Source organism: Embleya sp. NPDC059213 (genome assembly GCF_042754445.1).
In the GTDB taxonomy this organism is placed as follows: Bacteria; Actinomycetota; Actinomycetes; order Streptomycetales; family Streptomycetaceae; genus Embleya.
In genome coordinates, this window is the sequence record NZ_JBHZAV010000151.1 from 1 (window position 1) to 21558 (window position 21558).

15 protein-coding genes are annotated in these 21558 nt (G+C 70.7%); 5 read left to right on the forward strand and 10 right to left on the reverse strand.

Features of this window, described 5'->3' with window-relative positions; genetic code table 11:
* Positions 1-41: 41 nt before the first annotated feature.
* The gene (locus tag ACFXMF_RS36340) at positions 42-4925 is read right to left on the reverse strand and encodes an NAD-glutamate dehydrogenase (protein WP_360307235.1); all 4884 of its coding nucleotides are present in this window, start codon (positions 4923-4925) and stop codon (positions 42-44) included.
* A 358-nt stretch (positions 4926-5283) separates the two neighbouring features.
* Between ACFXMF_RS36340 and ACFXMF_RS36345 the strand changes: the two genes are divergently transcribed.
* Positions 5284-5847 (forward strand): DJ-1/PfpI family protein, encoded by a 564-nt coding sequence (locus tag ACFXMF_RS36345; RefSeq protein WP_360307232.1) that lies wholly within the window; start codon positions 5284-5286, stop codon positions 5845-5847.
* A gap of 31 nt (positions 5848-5878) precedes the next feature.
* On the opposite strand, the gene ACFXMF_RS36350 is transcribed toward ACFXMF_RS36345, so the two are convergent.
* Positions 5879-6538, reverse strand: coding sequence for an HAD family hydrolase (locus ACFXMF_RS36350; RefSeq protein WP_379992249.1), 660 nt, complete (start codon positions 6536-6538; stop codon positions 5879-5881).
* 26 nt (positions 6539-6564) lie between these two features.
* On the reverse strand, positions 6565-7026 hold the full coding sequence (locus tag ACFXMF_RS36355) for a DUF6912 family protein (protein ID WP_360307226.1): 462 nt from the start codon (positions 7024-7026) through the stop codon (positions 6565-6567).
* Positions 7027-7294: 268 nt separating this feature from the next.
* Between ACFXMF_RS36355 and ACFXMF_RS36360 the strand changes: the two genes are divergently transcribed.
* The gene (locus ACFXMF_RS36360; RefSeq protein WP_360307223.1) at positions 7295-7888 is read left to right on the forward strand and encodes an Rv3235 family protein; all 594 of its coding nucleotides are present in this window, start codon (positions 7295-7297) and stop codon (positions 7886-7888) included.
* Between the two features lie 113 nt (positions 7889-8001).
* On the opposite strand, the gene secA is transcribed toward ACFXMF_RS36360, so the two are convergent.
* Positions 8002-10770, reverse strand: coding sequence for a preprotein translocase subunit SecA (gene secA / locus ACFXMF_RS36365; RefSeq protein WP_360307220.1), 2769 nt, complete (start codon positions 10768-10770; stop codon positions 8002-8004).
* 139 nt (positions 10771-10909) lie between these two features.
* Here secA and ACFXMF_RS36370 point away from each other — a divergent pair, with 139 nt between their 5' ends.
* Positions 10910-11440, forward strand: coding sequence for a GNAT family N-acetyltransferase (locus ACFXMF_RS36370; RefSeq protein WP_360307217.1), 531 nt, complete (start codon positions 10910-10912; stop codon positions 11438-11440).
* A 28-nt stretch (positions 11441-11468) separates the two neighbouring features.
* Positions 11469-12683 carry a DNA glycosylase AlkZ-like family protein gene (locus ACFXMF_RS36375; protein WP_360307214.1) on the forward strand — a complete coding sequence of 405 codons (1215 nt, stop codon included), beginning with the start codon at positions 11469-11471 and terminating at the stop codon, positions 12681-12683.
* Between the two features lie 60 nt (positions 12684-12743).
* Here the strand turns inward: ACFXMF_RS36375 and ACFXMF_RS36380 are convergent, their stop codons facing one another.
* The 6 genes from ACFXMF_RS36380 to mtrA form a co-directional block, all read right to left on the reverse strand.
* The gene (locus tag ACFXMF_RS36380) at positions 12744-13454 is read right to left on the reverse strand and encodes a response regulator transcription factor (protein ID WP_052174179.1); all 711 of its coding nucleotides are present in this window, start codon (positions 13452-13454) and stop codon (positions 12744-12746) included.
* Positions 13455-13674: 220 nt separating this feature from the next.
* Positions 13675-14355: a ribosome hibernation-promoting factor, HPF/YfiA family gene (gene hpf / locus ACFXMF_RS36385; RefSeq protein WP_360307211.1), complete on the reverse strand. Its 681-nt coding sequence runs from the start codon at positions 14353-14355 to the stop codon at positions 13675-13677.
* Positions 14243-15124 (reverse strand): ComF family protein, encoded by an 882-nt coding sequence (locus tag ACFXMF_RS36390; protein WP_379992153.1) that lies wholly within the window; start codon positions 15122-15124, stop codon positions 14243-14245. The genes hpf and ACFXMF_RS36390 overlap by 113 nt, the downstream gene beginning before the upstream one ends.
* 234 nt (positions 15125-15358) lie before the next feature.
* Entirely contained in the window at positions 15359-17134 is a 1776-nt protein-coding gene (locus ACFXMF_RS36395) for an LpqB family beta-propeller domain-containing protein (protein WP_360307208.1), read from the reverse strand.
* Entirely contained in the window at positions 17131-18798 is a 1668-nt protein-coding gene (gene mtrB, locus ACFXMF_RS36400) for an MtrAB system histidine kinase MtrB (protein WP_379992152.1), read from the reverse strand. The genes ACFXMF_RS36395 and mtrB overlap by 4 nt, the downstream gene beginning before the upstream one ends.
* 133 nt (positions 18799-18931) lie before the next feature.
* A complete protein-coding gene (gene mtrA / locus ACFXMF_RS36405; RefSeq protein WP_026219725.1) occupies positions 18932-19609 on the reverse strand; it encodes an MtrAB system response regulator MtrA in 678 nt (225 codons plus the stop codon).
* A 393-nt stretch (positions 19610-20002) separates the two neighbouring features.
* Here mtrA and ACFXMF_RS36410 point away from each other — a divergent pair, with 393 nt between their 5' ends.
* On the forward strand, positions 20003-21397 hold the full coding sequence (locus ACFXMF_RS36410; protein WP_360307204.1) for a hypothetical protein: 1395 nt from the start codon (positions 20003-20005) through the stop codon (positions 21395-21397).
* Positions 21398-21558: the final 161 nt, after the last annotated feature.

A 21558-nucleotide genomic window follows, 5' to 3' on the forward strand; every position in this document is an offset into this window, starting at 1 on the left:
GAACCCCGGCGGGTTCCGGGCCGGCGGCGCTTGCGCACCGATCAGCTCTTGCTACCGGTCCGCAGCAGCGTACGGATCGTCCGCATCGCGACCGAGAGCGTCGCGAGGTCGTAGTTCTCCGCCTCCTGCAACTCGTCCAGCGTGGACCGTGCCCGGGTGAGCACCGGCGCGTTCTTGTGCTCCCACGCCTTGAACCGCAACTCCGGGCTGTCGTCCGGGTCCCCGGAACCGAGCACCTCCGCAGTGAGCCCGGCCTGTGCCGCGTACAGATCCTCGCGCAGCGAAGCGCGGGCCATCGACTTCCACCGGTCGCTGCGCGGCAGTTCGATGATCCGGTCGAGCAGGTACGCGATCGGCAGCCGGTCGGCGATGTCGAAGTACACCTGCGCGACGTCGAGCACCGCACGCTCGGAATCGCGGGCCACCTCGACGATGTCCAGCGCCGCGTACGCCGAGGACATCCCGGCCACTGCGGTGGCCAGTTCGGTCGGCACGCCGGCCCCGGTGAACTCCTCGTACAGCCCGTCCATCCAGGCCAGGTCCGAGCCGCGCAGCACCTTGGGCAGGTGTGCGACCACCTCGGCCACCCCGTCCCGGAAGAACTCCACCTGCGCGGCGATGTCGATCTCGCGCCGGCTGCCCAGGAACCAGCGGGTGGCCCGCTCGATCAGCCGCCGACTGTGCAGCCGCAGCGTGGTCTGCATCTCGGCCGGGACCTTGTTGTCCAGCGCCGCGATCGCGCCCATGATGCGATCGACGCCGAAGATCTCCCGCGCGGTGATGTGCGCCCGGGCCACCTCCTCCGCCGACGCGCCGCTCTCCTCGCGCATGCGGAACATGAACGAGAGACCGGCCAGGTTGACCACCTCGTTGACCACGACGGTGGTGATGATGTCCCGGCGCAGCGGGTGCCGGTCCATCTGCTCGACGAACCTCGCCCGCAGCGCGCTGGGGAAGTAGCGGTACAACTCCCGTGCCAGGAACGGGTCGTCCGGCAGGTCCGAGGCGATCAGGTCCTGGGCCATCACGATCTTGGTGTACGCCAGCAGCACGGCCAGCTCGGGTTGGGTCATCGCCTGCCCGTTCTGCTGCCGCTCGCGCAACTGCCGATCGGTGGGCAGGAACTCGATCTCCCGGTCGAGGTGCCCGTCGCGCACCAGCCGGCGCATGTACCGCATGTGCACGTGCAGCAGGCTGCCGGCCTGGGAGACCGCGTTGGACAGCGCGCAGTTCTGGCCGTAGTTGGCGGCCAACACCAGGTGTCCGACTTCGTCCGTCATGGCCGCGAGCAGCTCGTTGCGCTGCTTGAGGGTCATGTCGCCGGCGGCGGTGACCTGGTTGAGCAGGATCTTGATGTTCACCTCGTGGTCCGAGGTGTCCACGCCCGCCGAGTTGTCGATCGCGTCGGTGTTGATCCGGCCGCCGGCGAGCGCGAACTCGACCCGACCGAGCTGGGTGCAACCCAGGTTGCCGCCCTCGCCGACGACCTTGACCCGCAGATCGGCGCCGTTGACCCGGATCGCGTCGTTGGCCTTGTCGCCGACGTCGGCGTGCGATTCGCCGCTCGACTTGATGTAGGTGCCGATTCCACCGTTCCAGAACAGGTCCGCGGGGGCCTTCAGGATCGCCTTCATCAGGTCGGCCGGGGTGAGTCGGATCATCCCGGCCGGCAGCCCCAGCGCCTGACGCACCGGGGCACTGATCGGCACCGACTTGGCGGTGCGCGGGTAGACCCCGCCGCCGGCCGAGATCAGCTCCTTGTCGTAGTCCGCCCACGAGCTGCGCGGCAGGTCGAACAACCGGCGCCGCTCGGCGAAGGAGGCCGCCGCGTCCGGGTTCGGGTCCAGGAAGATGTGCCGGTGGTCGAAGGCGGCGACCAGTCGGATGTGCTCGGACAGCAGCATGCCGTTGCCGAACACGTCACCGGACATGTCCCCGATGCCGACCACGGTGAAGTCCTCGGTCTGGGTGTCGTGACCCAGTTCGCGGAAGTGCCGCTTGACCGACTCCCACGCACCGCGCGCGGTGATGCCCATGCCCTTGTGGTCGTAGCCCGCCGAGCCGCCGGAGGCGAACGCGTCGCCCAGCCAGAAGCCGTACGCCTGCGCCACCTCGTTGGCGATGTCGGAGAACGTCGCGGTGCCCTTGTCCGCGGCCACCACCAGGTAGGTGTCGTCCGCGTCGTGGCGCACCACGTCCGCCGGCGGCACGACCGCGCCGTCCACCAGGTTGTCGGTGATGTCGAGCAGCGCGCCGATGAAGGTGCGGTAGCAGGCGATGCCCTCGGCCAGCCACGCCTCGCGGTCCGAGGCGTCGGGCAGTTGCTTGCAGAAGAAGCCGCCCTTGGCGCCGACCGGCACGATCACCGTGTTCTTGACCATCTGCGCCTTGACCAGGCCCAGGATCTCGGTGCGGAAGTCCTCGCGCCGGTCCGACCAGCGCAGTCCGCCGCGCGCGACCGCGCCGAAGCGCAGGTGCACACCCTCGACCCGGGGCGAGTAGACGAAGATCTCGAACCTGGGCCGCGGCGCGGGCAGGTCCGGGATCTCCTGCGGGTCGAACTTGAGCGAGAGGTAGTCGTGCGCCTCGCCGTCCTCGCGGTGCTGGAAGAAGTTGGTCCGCAGGGTCGCCTTGACCATCGCCAGGAAGGAACGCAGGATGCGGTCCTCGTCCAGGCTGGCCACCTGGTCCAGAGCGCCCTCGATGGCCTCGACGATGCCGTCCACCAGCTCGGTGCCGGCCTGCTGGTGGCCCGGCGAGAAGCGGGCCTCGAACAGGTTCACCAACAGCCGCGTGGTGTGCGGGTTGGAGACCAGGACGTCCTCGATGTACTCCTGCCCGAAGGTGGTCCCGGCCTGCCGCTGGTACTTGGCGTACGCACGCAGCACCATCGCCTGGCGCCAGGTCAGCCCGGCCCGGAAGACCAGGGCGTTGAACCCGTCGTTCTCCGCCCGCCCGGTCCAGGTCGCCGAGAACGCGTCCTGGAACAGCTCCTTGACGTCCTCGGGCTGCCCGTACATCGACGTCGCGTCGTAACGCAGGCCGAAGTCGTACACCCACGCCACGGTCCCGTCGGCGCGGCGCAGCTCGTAGGGCCGCTCGTCGACGACCTCCAGACCCATGCGCTGCAGAATCGGCAGCACCTCGGAGAGCGACACGTGCCCACCGGAGCGATAGATCTTGAACCGCCGCTCGCCCGGCAGTGCTCCTATCGGCTCGTACAGGTGCAGCTTGAAGTCCGCCTCGGGGGTCAGCTCCTCGATCCGCTTGAGGTCGGCCACCGCGGTCCGGGGCGGGAAGTCGGACTTGTAGCCCTCGCTGAACGCGTGCGCGTAGCGCCGGGACAGCTCGGCCGCGCTCTCCTCGCCGCATTCGGCGACGAGGGCCTCGCCGAAGTCGTCGATCCACGAGCGGGTGGCCTCGGCCAGCAGTCGTTCGATGTAGTCCACGTCCGGGTCGCCCAGTTCGGCGCCGGTGGGCACGCGCACCGTGAAGTGCAGGCGCGCGAGCACGGACTCGGTGTTGCGCGCGGTGTAGTCGACCACCGAACCGGCCAGCTCGGCGAGCAGGATGTCCTGCATCTTGAGCCGGACCTCGGTGGTGTACCGGTCACGCGGCAGGTAGACCAGGGCCGAGTAGAACCGGCCGTACTCGTCCTTGCGCAGGAACAGCCGCAACCGGCGGCGCTCCTGGAGGTAGAGCACGCTGATCACGATGTCGTGCAGCTCGTCCACGGCGATCTGGAACAGATCGTCGCGCGGGTAGGTCTCCAGGATCTGCAGCAGGTCCCGGCCGTCGTGGCTGACCGGCGGGAAGCCGGCCTTGTCCAGCACCGCGTGCACCTTGCGGCGCACCACCGGGATGCGCTGGACGCTGTCGGTGTACGCGGCGGAGCTGAACAGCCCCAGGAAGCGACGCTCGCCGACCACGTTGCCGGCCGCGTCGAACTTCTTCACGCCGATGTAGTCGAGGTAGGCCGAGCGGTGCACGGTCGCCCGCGAGTTGGCCTTGGTCAGGATCAGCAGCTGTTTTTCCCGGGCCTTCGCGCGTGCCTGGGTGGAGAGCCGGCTGAAGGACGCGGACAGGTCCTGGTCGGCGCGCAGGATACCGAGACCGGTACCGGGCACCGCGCGCAGCACGTCCTCGTCGTCCTCGCACACCAGGTCGTACTCGCGGTACCCGAGGAAGGTGAAGTGGTCCTCGGAGAGCCAGCGCAGCAGCTCCCACGCCTCGCCGATCTCCTCCTCCGGCAGCGCCGCCGGCGGGTCGCTCGCGAGTTCGTCGGCCAACCGCAGCGAGGTGTCGCGCATCTTGGCCCAGTCCTCGACCACCTCGCGCACGTCGCGGATGATGCGCTGCAACCCCGCCTCGACCGAGCGCAGGTCCTCGCGGTCGCTCTCCCGGTCGATCTCGATGTGCATCCAGGACTCGATGATCGCGTCCTCGGGCACCCCGTGTGCGTCGGTGGTGTCCACGATCTCCAGCAGCTCGCCGGCGATCGTGCGCCGCACGATGAGCTGGGGGTGGATCACCACGTGGATGCTGCGCTCCTGGCGGGACAGCTCGTTGGTGACCGAGTCCACCAGGAAGGGCATGTCGTCGGTGACCACCTCGACCACGGTGTGCCCCGAAGCCCAACCGTTCTCCTCCACCGTGGGCGTGTACGCCCGGACCCGCGCGGTGCCCTGAGGGCGCTCCGCCGCGAGTCGACAGTGCGAGATCGCCGCGCCGTACACGTCGACCGGATCGCGATCGATCAGGTCGTCGGGTGCGGTGTGCCGGTAATAGCGGGACAGGAGGACATCGAGGTCCACCCGGTTCGGGCCCTCGGGCCCGCCGCCTCCGTGCTGTGACGATGCCGCTCGTGCCGCTTCCGCCGCTCGGGCGAGAAGCTCCGCCTTCGCCTCGTCCAGCTTGCTCTGCATGATGCTGCCGCTCCTGTCGCGCGCCGTTGCGTGACCATTGCCGTCCCCGGGCGTGCCCGGCCGTGTATTGCCGGTACCCGCTTTGTCGCGAGTACCTGTTTCAGGCGACGTCGTCCGACCGGCGGTGGTTCCGGGACTCCGTCGTCCCGGCCCGCGGCCGCGCGGCGTCGCCGCATCGTCAGGCTACTCGGGTGCCCCTCGACCGCCGAGAGGGGATCTTGGAACAGGCTGTAAGTAATTTCCCGGTCGCTCCGGACACCTCGTACCCATTGCCCCGAAGGCGACGTCCGGGGCACCGTGGACGGTCGAGGGCGACATCCGTGCACGGCGGGACGAATTCGGTGGGGAGACGATCGTCATGGCCAAGAAGGTGCTGCTGATCACCGGCGACGCGGCGGAGTCGCTGGAAGTGCTCTACCCGTACCAACGCCTGCGCGAGGAGGGGTACGACGTGCACGTGGCGGGCCCCTCGCGCAAGAAGCTCGCCTTCGTCGTGCACGACTTCGTCGACGGCTTCGACACCTTCACCGAGAAGCCCGGCTACACGTGGCCGGCCGACTTCGCGTTCGTGGAGGTGCGGCCGGAGAACTACGTCGCGCTCGTGCTGCCGGGCGGCCGGGCGCCGGAATACCTGCGCAACAACCCGGTCGTACAGCGCCTGGTGCGGCACTTCTTCGAGGCGGACAAGCCGATCGCGCAGATCTGTCACGGCCCGCTGATCGCCGCCGCCGCGGGCATGCTGACCGGGCGCCGGACCGCCGCCTACCCGACGATCGCGCCGGACATCAGAGCCGCAGGCGGCACCTGGGTGGACGGCGAGGCGGTCGTCGACGGCACCCTGGTCTCCGCCCGAAGCTGGGTCGACCATCCGGCCTGGATGCGCGAGTTCGTCCGGGTCCTGCGGGCCAAGGCACCGGCCTGAGCACTCGACCCGCCCGACGGCCGCGCACGGCTCAGCCCGGCAGGGTACGCGCCAGCTCCACCGCGTCCACGAGCGAATCCACCACCGGCACGCCGACCGCCTCCAGGCCGGCCCGCGCGTGCGAACCGCCCGAGTACAACACCGCCCGCGCGCCCACGTGCAACGCCGCCGCCGCGTCGTCGGCGGCATCGCCGATCAGCACCACCTCGGCCGGCTCCCGACCCAGCCCGGCCAGGTGCCGGACCAGGTGCTCGGCCTTGCCGCCGCCGGCCGGACCCACCCGCCCGTCCACCCGGACGAACCGGTCCTCGATCCCGAACCGGCGCACGAACGGCATCAGCGCCTCGTGCGCGGTCAACGACAACAACGACTGGGTGCCACCCTCGCGCTGCCAGGCGTGCAGCAACTCGTCCGCACCGTCGGCCAGCTCACACAGCGCGCTGTGCGCGGTGTAGACCTCCTGGAAGGCGTCGTCGAGCAACACCCACTCGGCCGGCTCGGGGACCCGGCCGGTGACCTTCTCGTAGAACTTGGGCACGGGCACGCAATACAGCTCGCGATAGCGCTCCAGCGTCATCGGCGGCAGCCCGAGCAGAGCGAACGAGGCATTGGTGGCCGCGATGATCGCGTCCATGTCGTGGAACAGCGTGCTGTTCCAGTCCCAGACCAGGTGCGGAGATCGACTCTTCATGGACCTTCATTGTGCCGTGGGCGCGCTCACAGCAGATCGGCCAGCTCCTGTGTCGCGAACCACAACAGCTCGTGCTCCTCGGTCGCCTCGATCCACTCGTCGGTGAGTCCGCCGGCCAGCGCCGCGGCGATCGCGCCCTCGGCCTCGGTGGTGTCCATGTGCACCGCCGCGATCCGCTTGCGCGGCACCGTCGCGTCCACCAGGACCGCGCCCGGCCCGTCCTGCGCCCGCTCGCGCACCAGCGCGTCCGGCACATCCGCCGCCAGCACGACCCGGCGCATCGCCCCCGGCTCGGCCGCGAGCAACCGCAACGAGTCCTCGGCGGCCCGGGTCAGCGCCCCGTACTCCAACTCCTCCTCGTCCGAGCTGTCGTACCAGGTACGAAACGCGTCGGTGACCGCGAACGCGACCACCGGCGCCGACCCGATCCCGCCGTCGGCGTGCACCGAGGCCAGACCTGCGGGCGTGGTGGGGATGAACACGCGCATCGGGCGACTCCAATCGAGTGAAATCCCGACATCCGTTCGTGTGCGACGGGAGCCGGGGTGACGGTCGACCTACCGCCACATTGCGTGAGTCGACGCGTCAGCGTAATCCCCGGGTCGGCCGAACGAATGGTTGACCATGCGCCGCGAGCCGGCTAGGAAGTGCCTGCACACGTCCCGGTCGGGGGAACGAGCGGAACGAGTGCGGCACACCCATGCCCGGCACGTCGGCGGCGGGCACGTCATGTTCGGCACTTCTCGGGGAGGACCCATGGTCCACACGAACACCGCCCGCACCACTTCGCCACCGCACCTGTACGTGGTGCGCGCACCCGCCGGCGAAAGCCCCTTCGACCCGGCCCCGGCCCGTAGCTCGCCACGCGCGCTCCTCGCGCCGGACGCCCCCGCGTACCGATCCGCGCGGGTACACGGCTCCCTCGCACTGGCCGCCGACCCCGACTTCGTCCCCCGGCCGGTATCGCGCCCCGCCCTGCGGCTGATCCACACCCCGGCCGAGCCGGACCCGACCGAGGCCCGCCTGCGCGCCCGGCGGCTGGCCCACGCCCTGGCCGAGATCGGCTCCGGCCTGCGCACGGTCGGCCAACTGCGCCCGTACGCCTCCGCGGCCGTCTACGCCACCACGCAACACCTGGTCCGCCGCCTCGCCGCCCGCCGGGTCGGCCGGCTGAGCGTGGAATCGTGCGGCGGTCGCACCCCCGCCGACGGCGTCGCCGAGGGCTACGCCCGCCTGCGCGCCGCCTCCTGGGTCCTCACCCTGGCCTTCCGCCTCGAACGCGACGCCCCCACCCGCCGGCCCACCGACACCTGGCTGTGCACAGCCCTGGAACACGACAACCTGACCTGACCCGGAAAGCCCGAGGGCCCGAATCGCCACAGCGATCCGGGCCCTCGGGTCGAACATCCGGCCCAACCGGCGTTCGAGGACAAGCGGGCCGCAGGCCCACCCGCCCCCGCCGACTACTTCTTCTTGCGCTTCGCCCGCTGAGCCCGCCGCCGCTCGGCCCGAGTCGCACCCTCGTCGAGCTCGACCTCGTCCTCGTCGAAGCTCTCCTCGGAGGTGACCACGCCACCCTCGCCGTCGATCGTCGGCGCGCTGTACTGCAGGTGCGCCGGCCGCTGGGGCGCGTCCAGGCCCTTCGCGTGGATCTCCGGCAGCGGCGCGGCCTTGTCGATCGAGATGCTCGGCGCCTCGGGCACCTGCTCGATCTCGACCTCGACGTTGAAGAGGTAGCCGACCGACTCCTCCTTGATGCCCTCCATCATGGCGTTGAACATGTCGAAGCCCTCGCGCTGGTACTCCACCAGCGGGTCGCGCTGCGCCATCGCCCGCAGGCCGATGCCCTCCTGGAGGTAGTCCATCTCGTAGAGGTGCTCACGCCAGCGGCGGTCGAGCACCGAAAGGATGACCCGGCGCTCCAGCTCGCGCGTGACCTCCTCGCCGAGCTTCTCCTCGCGCAGCGCGTAGGCGGCCTGGGCGTCCGCCCGCAGCAGTTCGACGAGCTGCTCGGTGTCCAGGTCGGAGCGGTCGCCGAACTCCTCCTCGACCTCCTCGATCGTGACGCTGACCGGGTAGAGGCGCTTGAGTTCGGCCCAGAGCTTCTCCAGGTCCCATTCCTCGGCGAAGCCCTCGGTCGCACCGTGCACGTACGCCTGGACGGTGTCGTCGATGAAGTGGCCGATCTGCTCCTGCAGGTTCTCGCCCGCGAGCACCCGGCGGCGCTCGCCGTAGATCACCTCGCGCTGGCGGTTCAGCACCTCGTCGTACTTGAGCACGTTCTTGCGGATCTCGAAGTTCTGCTGCTCGACCTGGGTCTGCGCGGACTTGATCGCGTTGGAGACCATCTTCGACTCGATCGGCTGGTCCTCGGGCACGTTGGCCAGGGTCAGCACGCGCTCGACGATGTTCGCCTTGAACAAACGCATCAGGTCGTCGCCGAGCGAGAGGTAGAAGCGCGACTCGCCCGGGTCGCCCTGGCGGCCGGAACGACCGCGGAGCTGGTTGTCGATCCGGCGGGACTCGTGCCGCTCGGTGCCCAGCACGTACAGGCCGCCGAGGTCGGAGACCTCCTCGTGCTCGGCCTTGACCGCCTTCTTGGCCTTCTCCAGCGCGTCCGGCCAGGCGCTCTCGTACTCCTCCGGCGTCTCGGTCGGGGTGAGCCCGCGCTGGGCCAGCTCGGCCGCGGCCAGGTGGTCCGGGTTGCCGCCGAGCATGATGTCGGTACCGCGGCCGGCCATGTTGGTGGCCACCGTGACCGCACCCTTGCGGCCGGCCTGCGCGACGATCTGCGCCTCGCGCTCGTGGTGCTTGGCGTTGAGCACCTCGTGCGGCACGCCGCGCTTGCGCAGTTGGGCGGAGAGGTACTCGGACTTCTCCACGCTCGTGGTGCCGACCAGGACCGGCTGGCCCTTCTCGTGCTTTTGCGTGATGTCCTCGACCACCGCGTCGAACTTGGCCTCCTCGGTCTTGTACACGAGGTCGGACTGGTCCACGCGCTGCACCGAGCGGTGGGTGGGGATGGGCACCACGCCGAGCTTGTAGATCTGGTGGAACTCGGCGGCCTCGGTCATCGCCGTACCGGTCATGCCGCCGAGCTTCTTGTACAGGCGGAAGAAGTTCTGGAGGGTGACGGTGGCCAGGGTCTGGTTCTCGTCCTTGATGTCCACCCCCTCCTTGGCCTCGATCGCCTGGTGCATGCCCTCGTTGTAGCGGCGACCGGCGAGGATGCGGCCGGTGTGCTCGTCGACGATGAGCACCTCGCCGTCCACGACCACGTATTCCTTGTCCCGCTTGTACAGCTCCTTCGCCTTGATGGCGTTGTTCAGGTAGCCGACCAGCGGGGTGTTGACCGCCTCGTAGAGGTTGTCGATGCCGAGGTAGTCCTCGACCCGGCCGACGCCGGACTCGTGAATGGCGACGGTGCGCTTCTTCTCGTCGACGTCGTAGTCGCCGGTCTCCTCGATGCCCTTGAGCGGGTTGGCCGCCTCGCCGCGCTTGAGCCGCTTGACCATCTTGGCGAAGTCGGCGTACCACTTCGTGGCCTGGTCGGCCGGGCCGGAGATGATCAGCGGTGTACGGGCCTCGTCGACCAGGATCGAGTCGACCTCGTCGACCACGGCGAAGAAGTGGCCGCGCTGCACCAGCTCGTCGGCCGACCACGCCATGTTGTCGCGCAGGTAGTCGAAGCCGAACTCGTTGTTGGTGCCGTAGGTGATGTCGTAGCCGTACGCCTTGCGGCGCTCGTGCGGCGGCATGTTGGCCAGGATGCAGCCGACGGTCAGCCCCAGGAAGCGGTGGACGCGTCCCATCCACTCCGAGTCGCGCTCGGCGAGGTAGTCGTTGACCGTGACCACGTGCACGCCCTCGCCGGCGATCGCGTTCAGGTAGGCGGGCAGCGTCGAGACGAGGGTCTTGCCCTCGCCGGTGCGCATCTCGGCGATGTTGCCCAGGTGCAGCGCGGCGCCGCCCATGAGCTGCACCTTGTAGTGCCGCTGGCCCAGGGTGCGGCGGGCGGCCTCGCGAACGGTGGCGAAGGCTTCCGGAAGCAGGTCGTCGAGGGTCTCCCCGTCGGCGTAGCGCTGCTTGTACTCGTCCGTCAGTGCGCGCAGCTCGGCGTCGGAGAGGTCCTTGAAGTCATCTTCGATCGACTCGATCTGATCTGCGATGCGGTTGAGCTTGCGCAGGATTTTGCCCTCGCCGGCGCGCAGGACCTTATCGAAGATAGACACGCTGGATGAGCTCCTTGCCCGACGGCGCCCGCCCGCCTTTCGGACGTGACGGCACGGCGGGGCCCGTCCCGCCGATACGGCCATCGTATGCGAGGAGGCAAGCCGGGATCGAGCCTCGCGGGCCGGCACAGTGACCGGCATGGAACCTGTGGAGATCGCGGCGGGGCGCTTTCAGCTCCGCCCCTGGAACGAACACGACGTCGACGTGGTCCGCACCGCTCTCGCCGATCCGGAGATCACCCGCTGGATGGCGGTGCCGACGGACGGTGATCCGAGCGCGTGGCTGGCCACCCGCGCGCGGCGCTGGGCCGACGGCGAGGGGCCCTCGTTCGCGGTGATGGACGCGGTGACCGGCGAGGTCCTCGGCCATGTGGGGCTCGCCGACACCACCCCGCGGTGGCGCACCACCGCGATCGGCTACTGGACGCTGGAGCACGCCCGAGGTCGCGGCGTGGCCCGACACGGGGTGGGCGCGGTGAGCCGTTGGGCGTTCGGCGCACTGGACCTGCACCGGGTGGAACTGCGGCACGCCGTGACCAACGCCGGCTCGTGCGCGGTCGCGGGCGCGGCGGGATATGCACTCGAAGGAGTACTGCGGCAGTGCTTCACCGGTGCCGACGAACCGTTCGCGGACGTACATCTGCATGCCCGGCTCGCCACGGACACCTGATGCGAACATACGTTCTAAGGTGGCGTCCATGACCCCACAGCCGACAGCCGACCGGCACCCCGTCGCCGAGCTGACCGCCGACCAGGCCCGCCGGATCGTGCTGGCCGCCCAGGGCTTCCTCGGTGCCCCCGACCGCCGCACCGGCGTCCTGGGCGTGCTGCACGCGCTCGGCGCGGTACAGCTCGACACCATCTCGACCCTGGCCCGCTCGCACGAACTGGTGCCGTACGCCCGCCTGGGAGCGGTCGGTCGACCGGCCGTCGAGGCCGCCTACTGGAGTGGCGAGACCGCCTTCGAGTACTGGTCGCACGCGGCCTGTGTGCTGCCGATGGACACCTGGCCCGACTTCGCCTTCCGCCGTCGGCACCACCGAGATCGCGGTCACCTGTGGGGCCAACGGGTCACCGAGGAGGCGTACCGCAACGTCCTGGAGCGGCTGCGCGCCGAGGGCCCGCTCACCGCCACCGGCCTGGGCGGCGCCAAGAACAAGGGCGAGTGGTGGGACTGGAGCGAGACCAAGATCGCGGCCGAGCGCGCGCTCGCCTTCGGCGACGTGGTCTGCGTGCGCCGCGAGGGCTGGAAGCGGGTGTACGACCTGCCGGAGCGGGTGATCCCGCCGGCCCTGCTCGCCGAGGAGCCCGACGACGCCGAGTGCGTGCGCCGCCTGGTCGCCCTCGCGGGCCGTCAACTGGGCGTGGCCACCCGGGCCGACCTGATGGACCAGTACCGGCTGACCCGGGCCGAGGTCGACGCCGCGCTGCCGGACAGCGGCCTGGTCCCGGTCACCGTCGCGGGTTGGGGCGAGCGGGCCGCCCGCGAGGGCATCTGGGCAGATCCCGCCGCGCTGGCCGCTCCCGCGCGCGGCCGGCATCGCAACACGCTGCTGTCGCCGTTCGACGCGCTGGTGTGGGACCGACCGCGCACCGCCAGGGTGTTCGGCGGCTTCGAGCACCGCCTGGAGGCGTATGTGCCGGCCGCCAAGCGGGTGCACGGCTACTTCGTGATGCCGCTGCTCGCCGGCGGGCGGCTGGTCGGCCGGGTGGACCCGGCTCGCGAGGGACGCACGCTGGTGGCCCGGCGGTTGTCCTTCGAGGCCGGCGCCAAGGTCACCGAGCGCACCCTCGCGGCGGCGGCCGGGGCGCTGCGCGAGGCCGCCCAGTGGGTGGGTTGCCAGGACGTCCGGATCGAGCACATCGACCACGAGCGCACCCGCGCACCGCTGGGCGCCCTGCTCGCGAGCTGATCCGCCCACGCACGACTGCCGACCGGGCGGATCCTCGCCCGGTCGGCAGCCACCGCCGGGTCAGTCGCCGATCTCCAGGATCTTCTCCCGCATCGCGTAGACCACGGCCTCCATGCGCGAGTGCAGTTGGAGTTTCTCCAGGATGTTGCGCACGTGGTTCTTGACCGTGTTCTCGCTGATGAACAACTGCTTGGCGATGTCGCGGTTGTTGCGCCCGGTGGCCACCAGCCGCAGCACCTCGATCTCGCGATCGGTCAGCCGCGGCGCCGGCACCAGGCGTCGTTCGTCGTCGCGCCGGCTCATCGACTTGAACTCGGTCAGCAGCTTGACCGCCATCGACGGACTGATCTGCGACTGCCCGTCGGCCACCGCGCGAATCGCCGAGGCCACCTCGCCGTGCGAGATCTCCTTCAGCAGATAGCCGGTCGCGCCGGCCTTGATCGCGTCGTAGAGGTCGGCCTCTTCCTCACTCATCGTCAGCATGATGATCTGCGTGCTGGGTGCGACTTCCTTGATCGCCGTGCACGCCTCGATACCGCCGCGTCTGGGCATCCGGACGTCCATCAGGATGATGTCGGGCAGCAGATCCTGTGCGGCCTCCAGCGCCTCGGCGCCGTCCCCCGCCTCGCCCACCACCGTGATGTCCGGTTCGGGCGCGAGCACGATGTCCAGACCCCGGCGAAACAGATCGTGGTCGTCGACCACCAGCACGCGAATCGGTTCGCCCGCTGAGCCGTGGTCCACGCGGGTCGGAACAGACTGTTCACCCACCGTGTTTCCCCCCTGGGTCGGCACGATCCGTGTCCAGGACATGATCCCACGTGATCGCCACGACGCCAGGCCCTGATGGGTGTTATGTGCGGAACGTACTTGCGAAGCGGAACTTTCGCCAGGGAACGCCACGGTCGAGAACGCAACCGACGCCGAAACCCCGAAGGGTTTCGGCGTCCGTTGACCGCCAAAGGGCGCGGCGGGACGGCCCGACCGCTGCTTACTGCGGTCCGCCGTCCTCGCGGTCCTCGGGCTTGAGGTGGATCACACCGTAGTCGTAGCCGTGCCGGCGGTACACCACACTCGGCCACCTGGTGCTCGAATCGATGAACAGATAGAAGTCGTGGCCTACCAACTCCATCTCGTACAGCGCCTGGTCGAGCGCCATCGGGCGCCCGGCGTGTACCTTCTCGCGAACCACGAGGGGGCCTTCGCCGTCTACCTCGATCGGGCCCGCCATGTGCGGCTGGGGCCTCAATTCGCCGTTCTTCACAGCCTCGATGTCTTCCGCGGACGCCACCACGGCCCCATTGAGCCGGTCGGCGTGATTGATCTCCGCAGTGGCCGCGCCCACCGATACGGGGGAACGGTGACCATGGTGCACGCGCCGCCGGTCGGCGGCCTTGCGCAACTGCGCTTCGAGTCTCGCGCACGCCATGTCGAGTGCGGCGTATGGGTCGGACGCGGCGGCTTCGCCCCGGATGACGGGACCACGCGTGTTCAGCGTGATCTCCACCCGGTCCGAGCGCTCCGCCAGCCGCGGGTTCCGCTCCTTGGACACCTCCACGTCAACGCTGATCACCTTGTCGTCGAGCTTGCGGATCTTCTCCAGCTTCTCGACGCAGTGCCTGCGAAAACGCTCGGGTACCTCGGTCTTGCGGCCCTTGACGACAATGTCCACGCAGAACTCCATCCATTGCGCCATGCCGGAGGGGTGGCCACCCATCCGGCCGACCAGGTCGGCGATGGTCCTGCTCCGCCCGGCGCCGTCGGGTCGTCGCGGCCACCACGGCCGCCGCCCCGACTCGCCCTCCCACGGCTCGGACCGCACGGGTCGCCTCCGCGAGAGTTGCGCCGGTGGTGCAAACATCATCGACGACGATCACCACACTAATGCCCGTAAACAAGGGCGCCAACCTGTCCGAAACGATCATTGATCGGCGGATGTTCATCCTCCGTTCATGCGCCGAAAGACCTGATTGATCCTGTACTCGCCTGGTATGTCGCAGGGCCGGCAGCACCCGGGTGGGCACTCCGGCCGCGCGCAGTCGACCGGCCGCGCGCCGGGCCAACTCGCCGGTGGCGTCCCGACCCCGGCGGCGCACCGCGGCCCGGGTCGAGGGCACCGGGACCAGCAGGGCGGACCCGGCCGGATCGGGCAGCCCGGCCGCTGCGGCCCGCGCGAGCGCGTCGCCGAGCGGGCGGGCCAGTCGGCGCGCGCCGTGCTCCTTGAAGGCGGCGAGCACCGGGCGCACCGGCCCCAGGTACGCGGTGACCGCGTGCACGGGCGGCAGCCCCTCCGGCGCCGGCGTCGGCCGCACGGGCACGGGCGCCGCGGCGAACACCGCCCGGCAGCGCCCGCACAGCAACGCCCCGGACTCGGCACAACCCGCGCAACACACGGGCAGCACCAGGTCGGCCCACGCCGCGAGCACCCGAGACCGTTCCATGCCCCCAAGCTCGCACGGCCGGCCCCGAAACGGACCGACGGTACGCACAACCACCCGATCCGGTCATGGCGCGCCGTGGCGGACGATCGAGGCGGACCCGACGCGACCGGGACCGCCCCCGATCCGACCGAATCCGATGGGACCGATCGACCCCGCGGCCCCGCCGAGAGCCGGCCGACCGGCCCCGCCGCCAGGCCCTGTCCGGCGGATCCCGGTGGGGCCGCCGGACGGGGCCTAGCCCGGATAGACCGGGTACAGGCCGCTGTGCACCTTGGTCCAGTTGTTGCCCTGGGACAACTGGTAGATGTTCTCCTCGCCGGAGTCCGCCAACAGGGGCTGGTCCGAGCCGTCCGGTGCCGCGATGCGCAGCATGCCGTTGACCGAGGCGACGGAGACCGACAGGCCCCCGTCGATGTCCACGATCTGCGGGGCCAGCGCGCCCTGGCCCTCCTTGCCGAGTACCGCGAGCCGGTCGGGGCCGTTCCAGGAGATCGCCTTGACCTCGACCAGCGAGGGGATCACCGAGCGTGGCGCGGCGATGGTCAGGGCCACCGCGCCGTTGTTCACCCGACGCTCCACCCGACCGATCAGCACCTTGCCGTTGTCCACGATCAGCGCGGCGCGGGTGCCGTCCGGGGACAGCCGCAGGCCGGTGATCCGGGCGGCGGTGATGCCCTCCACGTCGACCGCGACCCGGGTGATCTGCCTGCGCTCGTCCTCGTACAGCGCGAGCACCTGTTCGGCGTCCTTGGTGCGGTCGAGCACCCACAACACGCCGCGACCGTCCCAGGTCGGACTGAGCAGCGACGCCGGAGCGGTGGTCAGCCACTCCTGGACCTCGCCGTGGCCGTCCACGTCGCCGACCAGCAGTCGGCGACCGCTGGTGTCGATGCCCGCGATCCGGCGGCGGAACGGATCGCGCGAGACGGCGATCTGGTCGACCTTGTAGGTGCCGTCGCCGAACGGTCCGGGCAACACCGGCGGATTGCCGTTCGGGCCGGGCACCACGTTGACCACGTTGCCCTTGGCGATGAAGTAGCCGGTGGGCGCGGACGTCCGGGCCGCTCGCCCCGGGTCGTACTGGGCGGCGTCGTCGTAGGACAGCGAGCACATCGGCTCGCCGCCGCCGGTGATCGAGACGGAATCCACTCCGGAGACCTGGCGCAGGGTGTAGAGCAGTTGTGCGGCCATCCGCTCGCAGCCCTTGGTCTGGGCGAGCCGGGCCTGCCGGTTGAGTTGCACCCGGGCGATCCGGTTGTCCTCGATCGAGACGACCCGGTCGGCGGGTTCGGTGCCCGCCGGGAACGCGGTCTCCACCACCGGCCGCAGCCAGTCGGTGGGCCCGCCCACCAGTTGGCGCACCAGCGCCGAGGTCAGTCCGACGCGGCTGCGCAGGTAGACCGGGTCGGGCACCAGGATGTCCTTGCCCACCGGCATCGCGGTGGCGAACCAGTAGGTGTTCACCGACCGGTAGATCCGGTGGAACTCGGCCCGGGACAGGATCAGCCCGTCCGGCAGGTCGGCGATCCGCCACTGGTTGTCGGTACCCAGCCGCAGTTGCAGCGTCGCCCGGTACTGCGCGTTCGGCAGTTGTTCGGGCTGGTAGGCGTTGCGGTTGTCGACCGTGCCCACCTTGGTGCCCGACACCTCCGCCTGATAGGTGCGCTCGTCGGCGCCGGGGACCAGTTCGATCCGGGCGATCGAGTCGAGCACCACGATCTCGCGGGTGGGCACCCACTTGGCCCGGGCCTCCGGGGTCAGGTAGGCGCGCGCCGTCGTGTAGTCGGGCTCGTCGCTGGTGACCGCCTCCAGGAAGCCGGCGACCATCCCGTGCGGTTGCTCGCCGGGCTTGGGCGGCACCGCGAACACCCGCACCTGCTGCTCGGGGCCCTGCTCCTTGCTTTCGCCCTTGGCCGCCTCGCGCACGCTGCCGCTGTGCGGCATGGACGCACACGCGCTGAGCGTGCACAACACGCACACCAGGGCCAGGAACGGGCTGATCCGCCTCATCGAGTGCCTCCCGCGGGGCCGGCCGCACGCACGGTGCGCCGATAGGGCGAGCCCGCCGGGCCCAGGCCCCGATTCGCCCGCGAGTCCTCGGGCTCCAACGGCAGCGGCGAACGCACCAGATCGCCACCCGCGGTCTTGGGCAGGCTCAGCCGGAACTGCGAGCCGCCGCCCGGCTCGCCCCACGCCTGGAGCCAGCCGCCGTGCAGGTGCGCGTCCTCCAACGCGATCGACAGGCCCAGTCCGGTACCACCGGTGGTCCGGGCCCGGGCCGGGTCGGCCCGCCAGAACCGGGCGAACACCAGCGAGGACTCGCCGGGCTTGAGGCCCACGCCGTAGTCGCGCACGGCCACCGCGACCGAGTCCTCGCCGCCGGCCACGGTGACCACCACATCGTGGCCCTCGCCGTGCTCGACCGCGTTGACCACCAGGTTGCGCAACACCCGGTCGATCCGGCGCGGGTCCACCTCTGCCACGCACGGCTTGTCCGGTGCGCGCACCACCAGTCGGCTGCCGCGCCGCTCGGCCAGCGGCTCCGCGCCCTCGACCACCCGACGCACCAGGTCGCGCAGGTCCACCGGCTCGGCGTCCAGCACGGCCGCGCCGGCGTCGAAGCGGCTGATCTCCAGCAGGTCCGACAACAGTGCCTCGAACCGGTCCAACTGGTTCTGCAACAGCTCGGCCGAGCGCCGCGTGGCCGGGTCGAAGTCCTCGCGGGCCTCGTGCAGCACGTCGGCCGCCATCCGCACGGTGGTCAGCGGGGTGCGCAGTTCGTGCGAGACGTCCGAGACGAACCGGCGTTGCACGCGCGAGAGCTCCTCCAACTGCCGGATCTGGTTCTGCAGATTGGAGGCCATCTTGTTGAACGAGGAGCCCAGGCGCGCCAGGTCGTCCGCGCCGACGACCCGCATGCGTTCCTCCAGGCGACCGGCGGCCAACCGCTCGGCGATCCGGGCCGCCATCCGCACCGGGGTGACCACCCAACGGGTCACCAGCGCCGCGATCGCCACCAGGAGCAGCACCAGGAAGACCCCGGCGGTGGCCAGCGTGCTGCGCACCAGACCCAGGGTCTTCTCCTCCGGGCCGAAGGAGAAGAAGTAGTAGAGCTGGTAGAAGCCGCCGTCGGGATCCTCCAGTTCCGCACCGACCACCAGGCCGGCCTCGCGGGTGGTCTCGGCCGGGCCCTCGCCGTGCTGGCCCTCGCGCACGATCTGGGTGTACTGGAGCAGTGGCACACCGCGCTTGAGCCCGACCTCGCGGCGCAGCTCGTCCGGCACGCTGGCGTCGGGGACCACGTCGCCGGACGCGCGGGGGCTGCGACCGGACCCGGGCGGGTTGTCCGCCGTGTCCTGGCTGGTGGCGGCCACGTCGTAGACCCCCTGGCCGCCGCTGGAGAGCTGCTTGACCAGGGCGTTGAGCCAGTCGCCGGTGTTCACCCGGTTGCCGGACGCCGGGGTGCCGGCCGGCACGCCGGTGGGTACCTGGACGTGCCGGCCCGGGCTGGTGGCGATCTCGTCGGCCTGGGCCCGGGCATCGGCGATCCCGCCCTGGGCCTGGGACCGGGCGGAGGCCACCTTCGCGTCCAGCAGGCCGTTGCGGACCTGGCCGACCACCACCACCCCGAGCAGCACCATCACCGCGACGGACAACACCAGGGTGGTGGCCACGACGCGAAACTGGATCGATCTGTTCCACAACGCCATGACCCGGCCCACGCCACCGCGTACGCGACGCAGGGCGAGGGACCAGGCCGATGGAGAGGGCGACCGCTGTGCGGTGCTCACCGGAACGAACTCAAGGTCAGGCCGGTCCCGCCTTGTAGCCGACCCCGCGCACGGTGACCACGGTCTCCGGACGCTCGGGGTCGCGCTCGATCTTCGAGCGCAGCCGCTGGACGTGCACGTTCACCAAGCGGGTGTCCGCCGCGTGTCGGTATCCCCAGACCTGTTCGAGAAGCACCTCGCGGGTGAACACCTGCCAGGGCTTGCGGGCGAGTGCGACAAGGAGGTCGAACTCCAGCGGGGTGAGCGCGATGTTCTGCCCGTCCCGCTTCACGGCGTGGCCGGCCACGTCGATCACCAGATCGCCGATCACCAACTGCTCCGGGGTGGGTTCTTCGGCTCTGCGCAGGCGGGCCCGCACACGAGCGACAAGCTCCTTGGGCTTGAACGGTTTGATCACATAGTCGTCGGCTCCGGATTCCAGCCCGACCACGACGTCGACCGTGTCGCTCTTGGCGGTGAGCATCACGATCGGCACGCCGGACTCGGCACGGATCTGGCGGCAGACGTCGATGCCGTCACGGCCGGGCAGCATCAGGTCCAGCAGTACCAGGTCCGGTTTTACATCCCGAAAAGCCTGGAGTGCCTTGTCGCCGTCCGCCACGAACGACGGCTCGAACCCTTCGCCACGCAGCACGATCCCGAGCATCTCGGACAGTGCGGTGTCGTCGTCAACGATGAGGACGCGTCCCTTCATGTACATCATCGTCGCATTACCGGATTGTGACCTGCACTCATCCGACCGATTCCGGCCGCGCCGATCGACGACAAAATCTCCCAAATACTGATCATTGCCACCGGAGAGAGTGCGGAGTCACGTCCCCGACCGGGCCGTACGCCGGCCCACCGACCGGCGCAACGGGCGTTTCGGCCATGCCCACGACCCCCCGACGGCGTCCGCCGGACCTCGCCGGGGCCCGCCGGAGCCCGGGCGAACCGGTGCCGGAACGTGCGACGCGCGCTCGACGTTGTCCCGGCGGTCGAGGTACCCGCGCCGGCGGACCGGATCCGATGGCCGCCCGTTCATCCGGGGCCCACACCGGCATGCCACGATGAGTCACCACCCGATCAGGACGAGGAGCGCAATCGCATGACGGACTCGCCCGGCCCGCCCACCCCGGACGCCCCGGGGCCGGACGAGGAACGCCCGGCGGACGACGCCACGTCACCCGACCGACCCGCGCCCGCGCCCGACTCGCCGTCGCCGGCCACGCCCCCGTCCCTGGACAAGCCGCCGTCGCCGGACAAGCCGTCCCTGGACAAACCCCCGGCCGAGGACGAGCCCGCGGCTCCGGAACAGCCCGGCCCCCGAGCCCCGGCCCCCGGGTGGGCCCCGGTCCAGCCGCCCGCCTCCGGATGGGGACCGCCGCAGCAGGGCCCGGCGGCCGGATGGGGACCCCCGCAACCGGGCCCCGGCCAGGACCCGCGCTGGGGTGCCCCCCAGCAGCAACCGCCGCTGTGGGGCGCGCCTCCCGGCTGGAACGGCCCCTACGTACAGGCCGCCAAGCCCGGCGTGATCCCACTGCGCCCGCTGAGCGTCGGCGAGATCCTCGACGGCGCGTTCGCCGCCATGCGCGCGCACTGGAAGGTCATGATCGGCATCGCCGTCGTGGTCGCCCTGCTCACCCAGTGCCTCGAGGTACCGGTCACCTGGCTGCTCAACCGCGAGTTCTCGCCCAGCGACCTCGGCGACGACGCCACCGGCGAGGAGGCGTGGCGCTACCTGCGCGACACCAGCGCGCTGGTGATCGTGCCGATCGTGGTCGCCGCCCTCGGGCAGATCGCCGCCACCGCGATGCTCACCGTCGTGGTCAGCCGCGCCGTGATCGCCAAGACCATGTCCGCCACCCAGGCCTGGACGGCGGTGCGCCCGCTGCTCCCGCGCCTGCTCGGCGTCACCTTCGCCTCCTGGCTGATCCCGGTCGGCACCCTCCTGATCGCGATGTTGCCGGGCCTGCTGCTGCTGGCCGTCGGCGCCGACGGCCTCGGCGCGCTGCTGTTGCTCCCGGGCATGATCGGCGGCGTCGTCGCGGCGGTCTACCTCTACGTCTGCTTCTCGCTCGCCGGCCCCACCCTGATGCTGGAGAAGCAGTCGGTGCGCAAGGCGCTGGAGCGCTCGCGCAAGCTGGTCACCGGCGCGTGGTGGCGGGTGTGCGGCATCCTGCTGCTGATCGCGCTGATCATGACGGTCGTCGGCGCCATCATCCAGTTCCCGTTCCTGCTGGTCTCCGACGGCATCTCGGCGCTCACCGCGTCCAAGCCCTCCGACGTTCCGGACCCCTCCTTCGGCGACCTGCTGATCACCGGCGTCGGCGCGGTGATCAGCGCCGCGCTGCTCTACCCCTTCGCCGCCGGCGCCACCGCACTGCTCTACATCGACCAGCGCATCCGCCGCGAGGCACTGGACCTCGACCTCGCCCGCGCGGCCGGCGTCCTGGACGAAGAGCCCGGCGGCGACGCGACCTCGGGACCCGCGCCGGCGTGAACCGCCACGCGCTCACGACCCTGGTCCGGGACTGGGAGCCGGTGGACGTGCCCCGCGACCACCCGGGGGGCACCCCCCCGGGGCAAAACTACCGCCCCCCAATACACACCCCACACAACACCCCCGGCCCCCGCGCCCGGGTGTGGGTTGTAGACAAACCA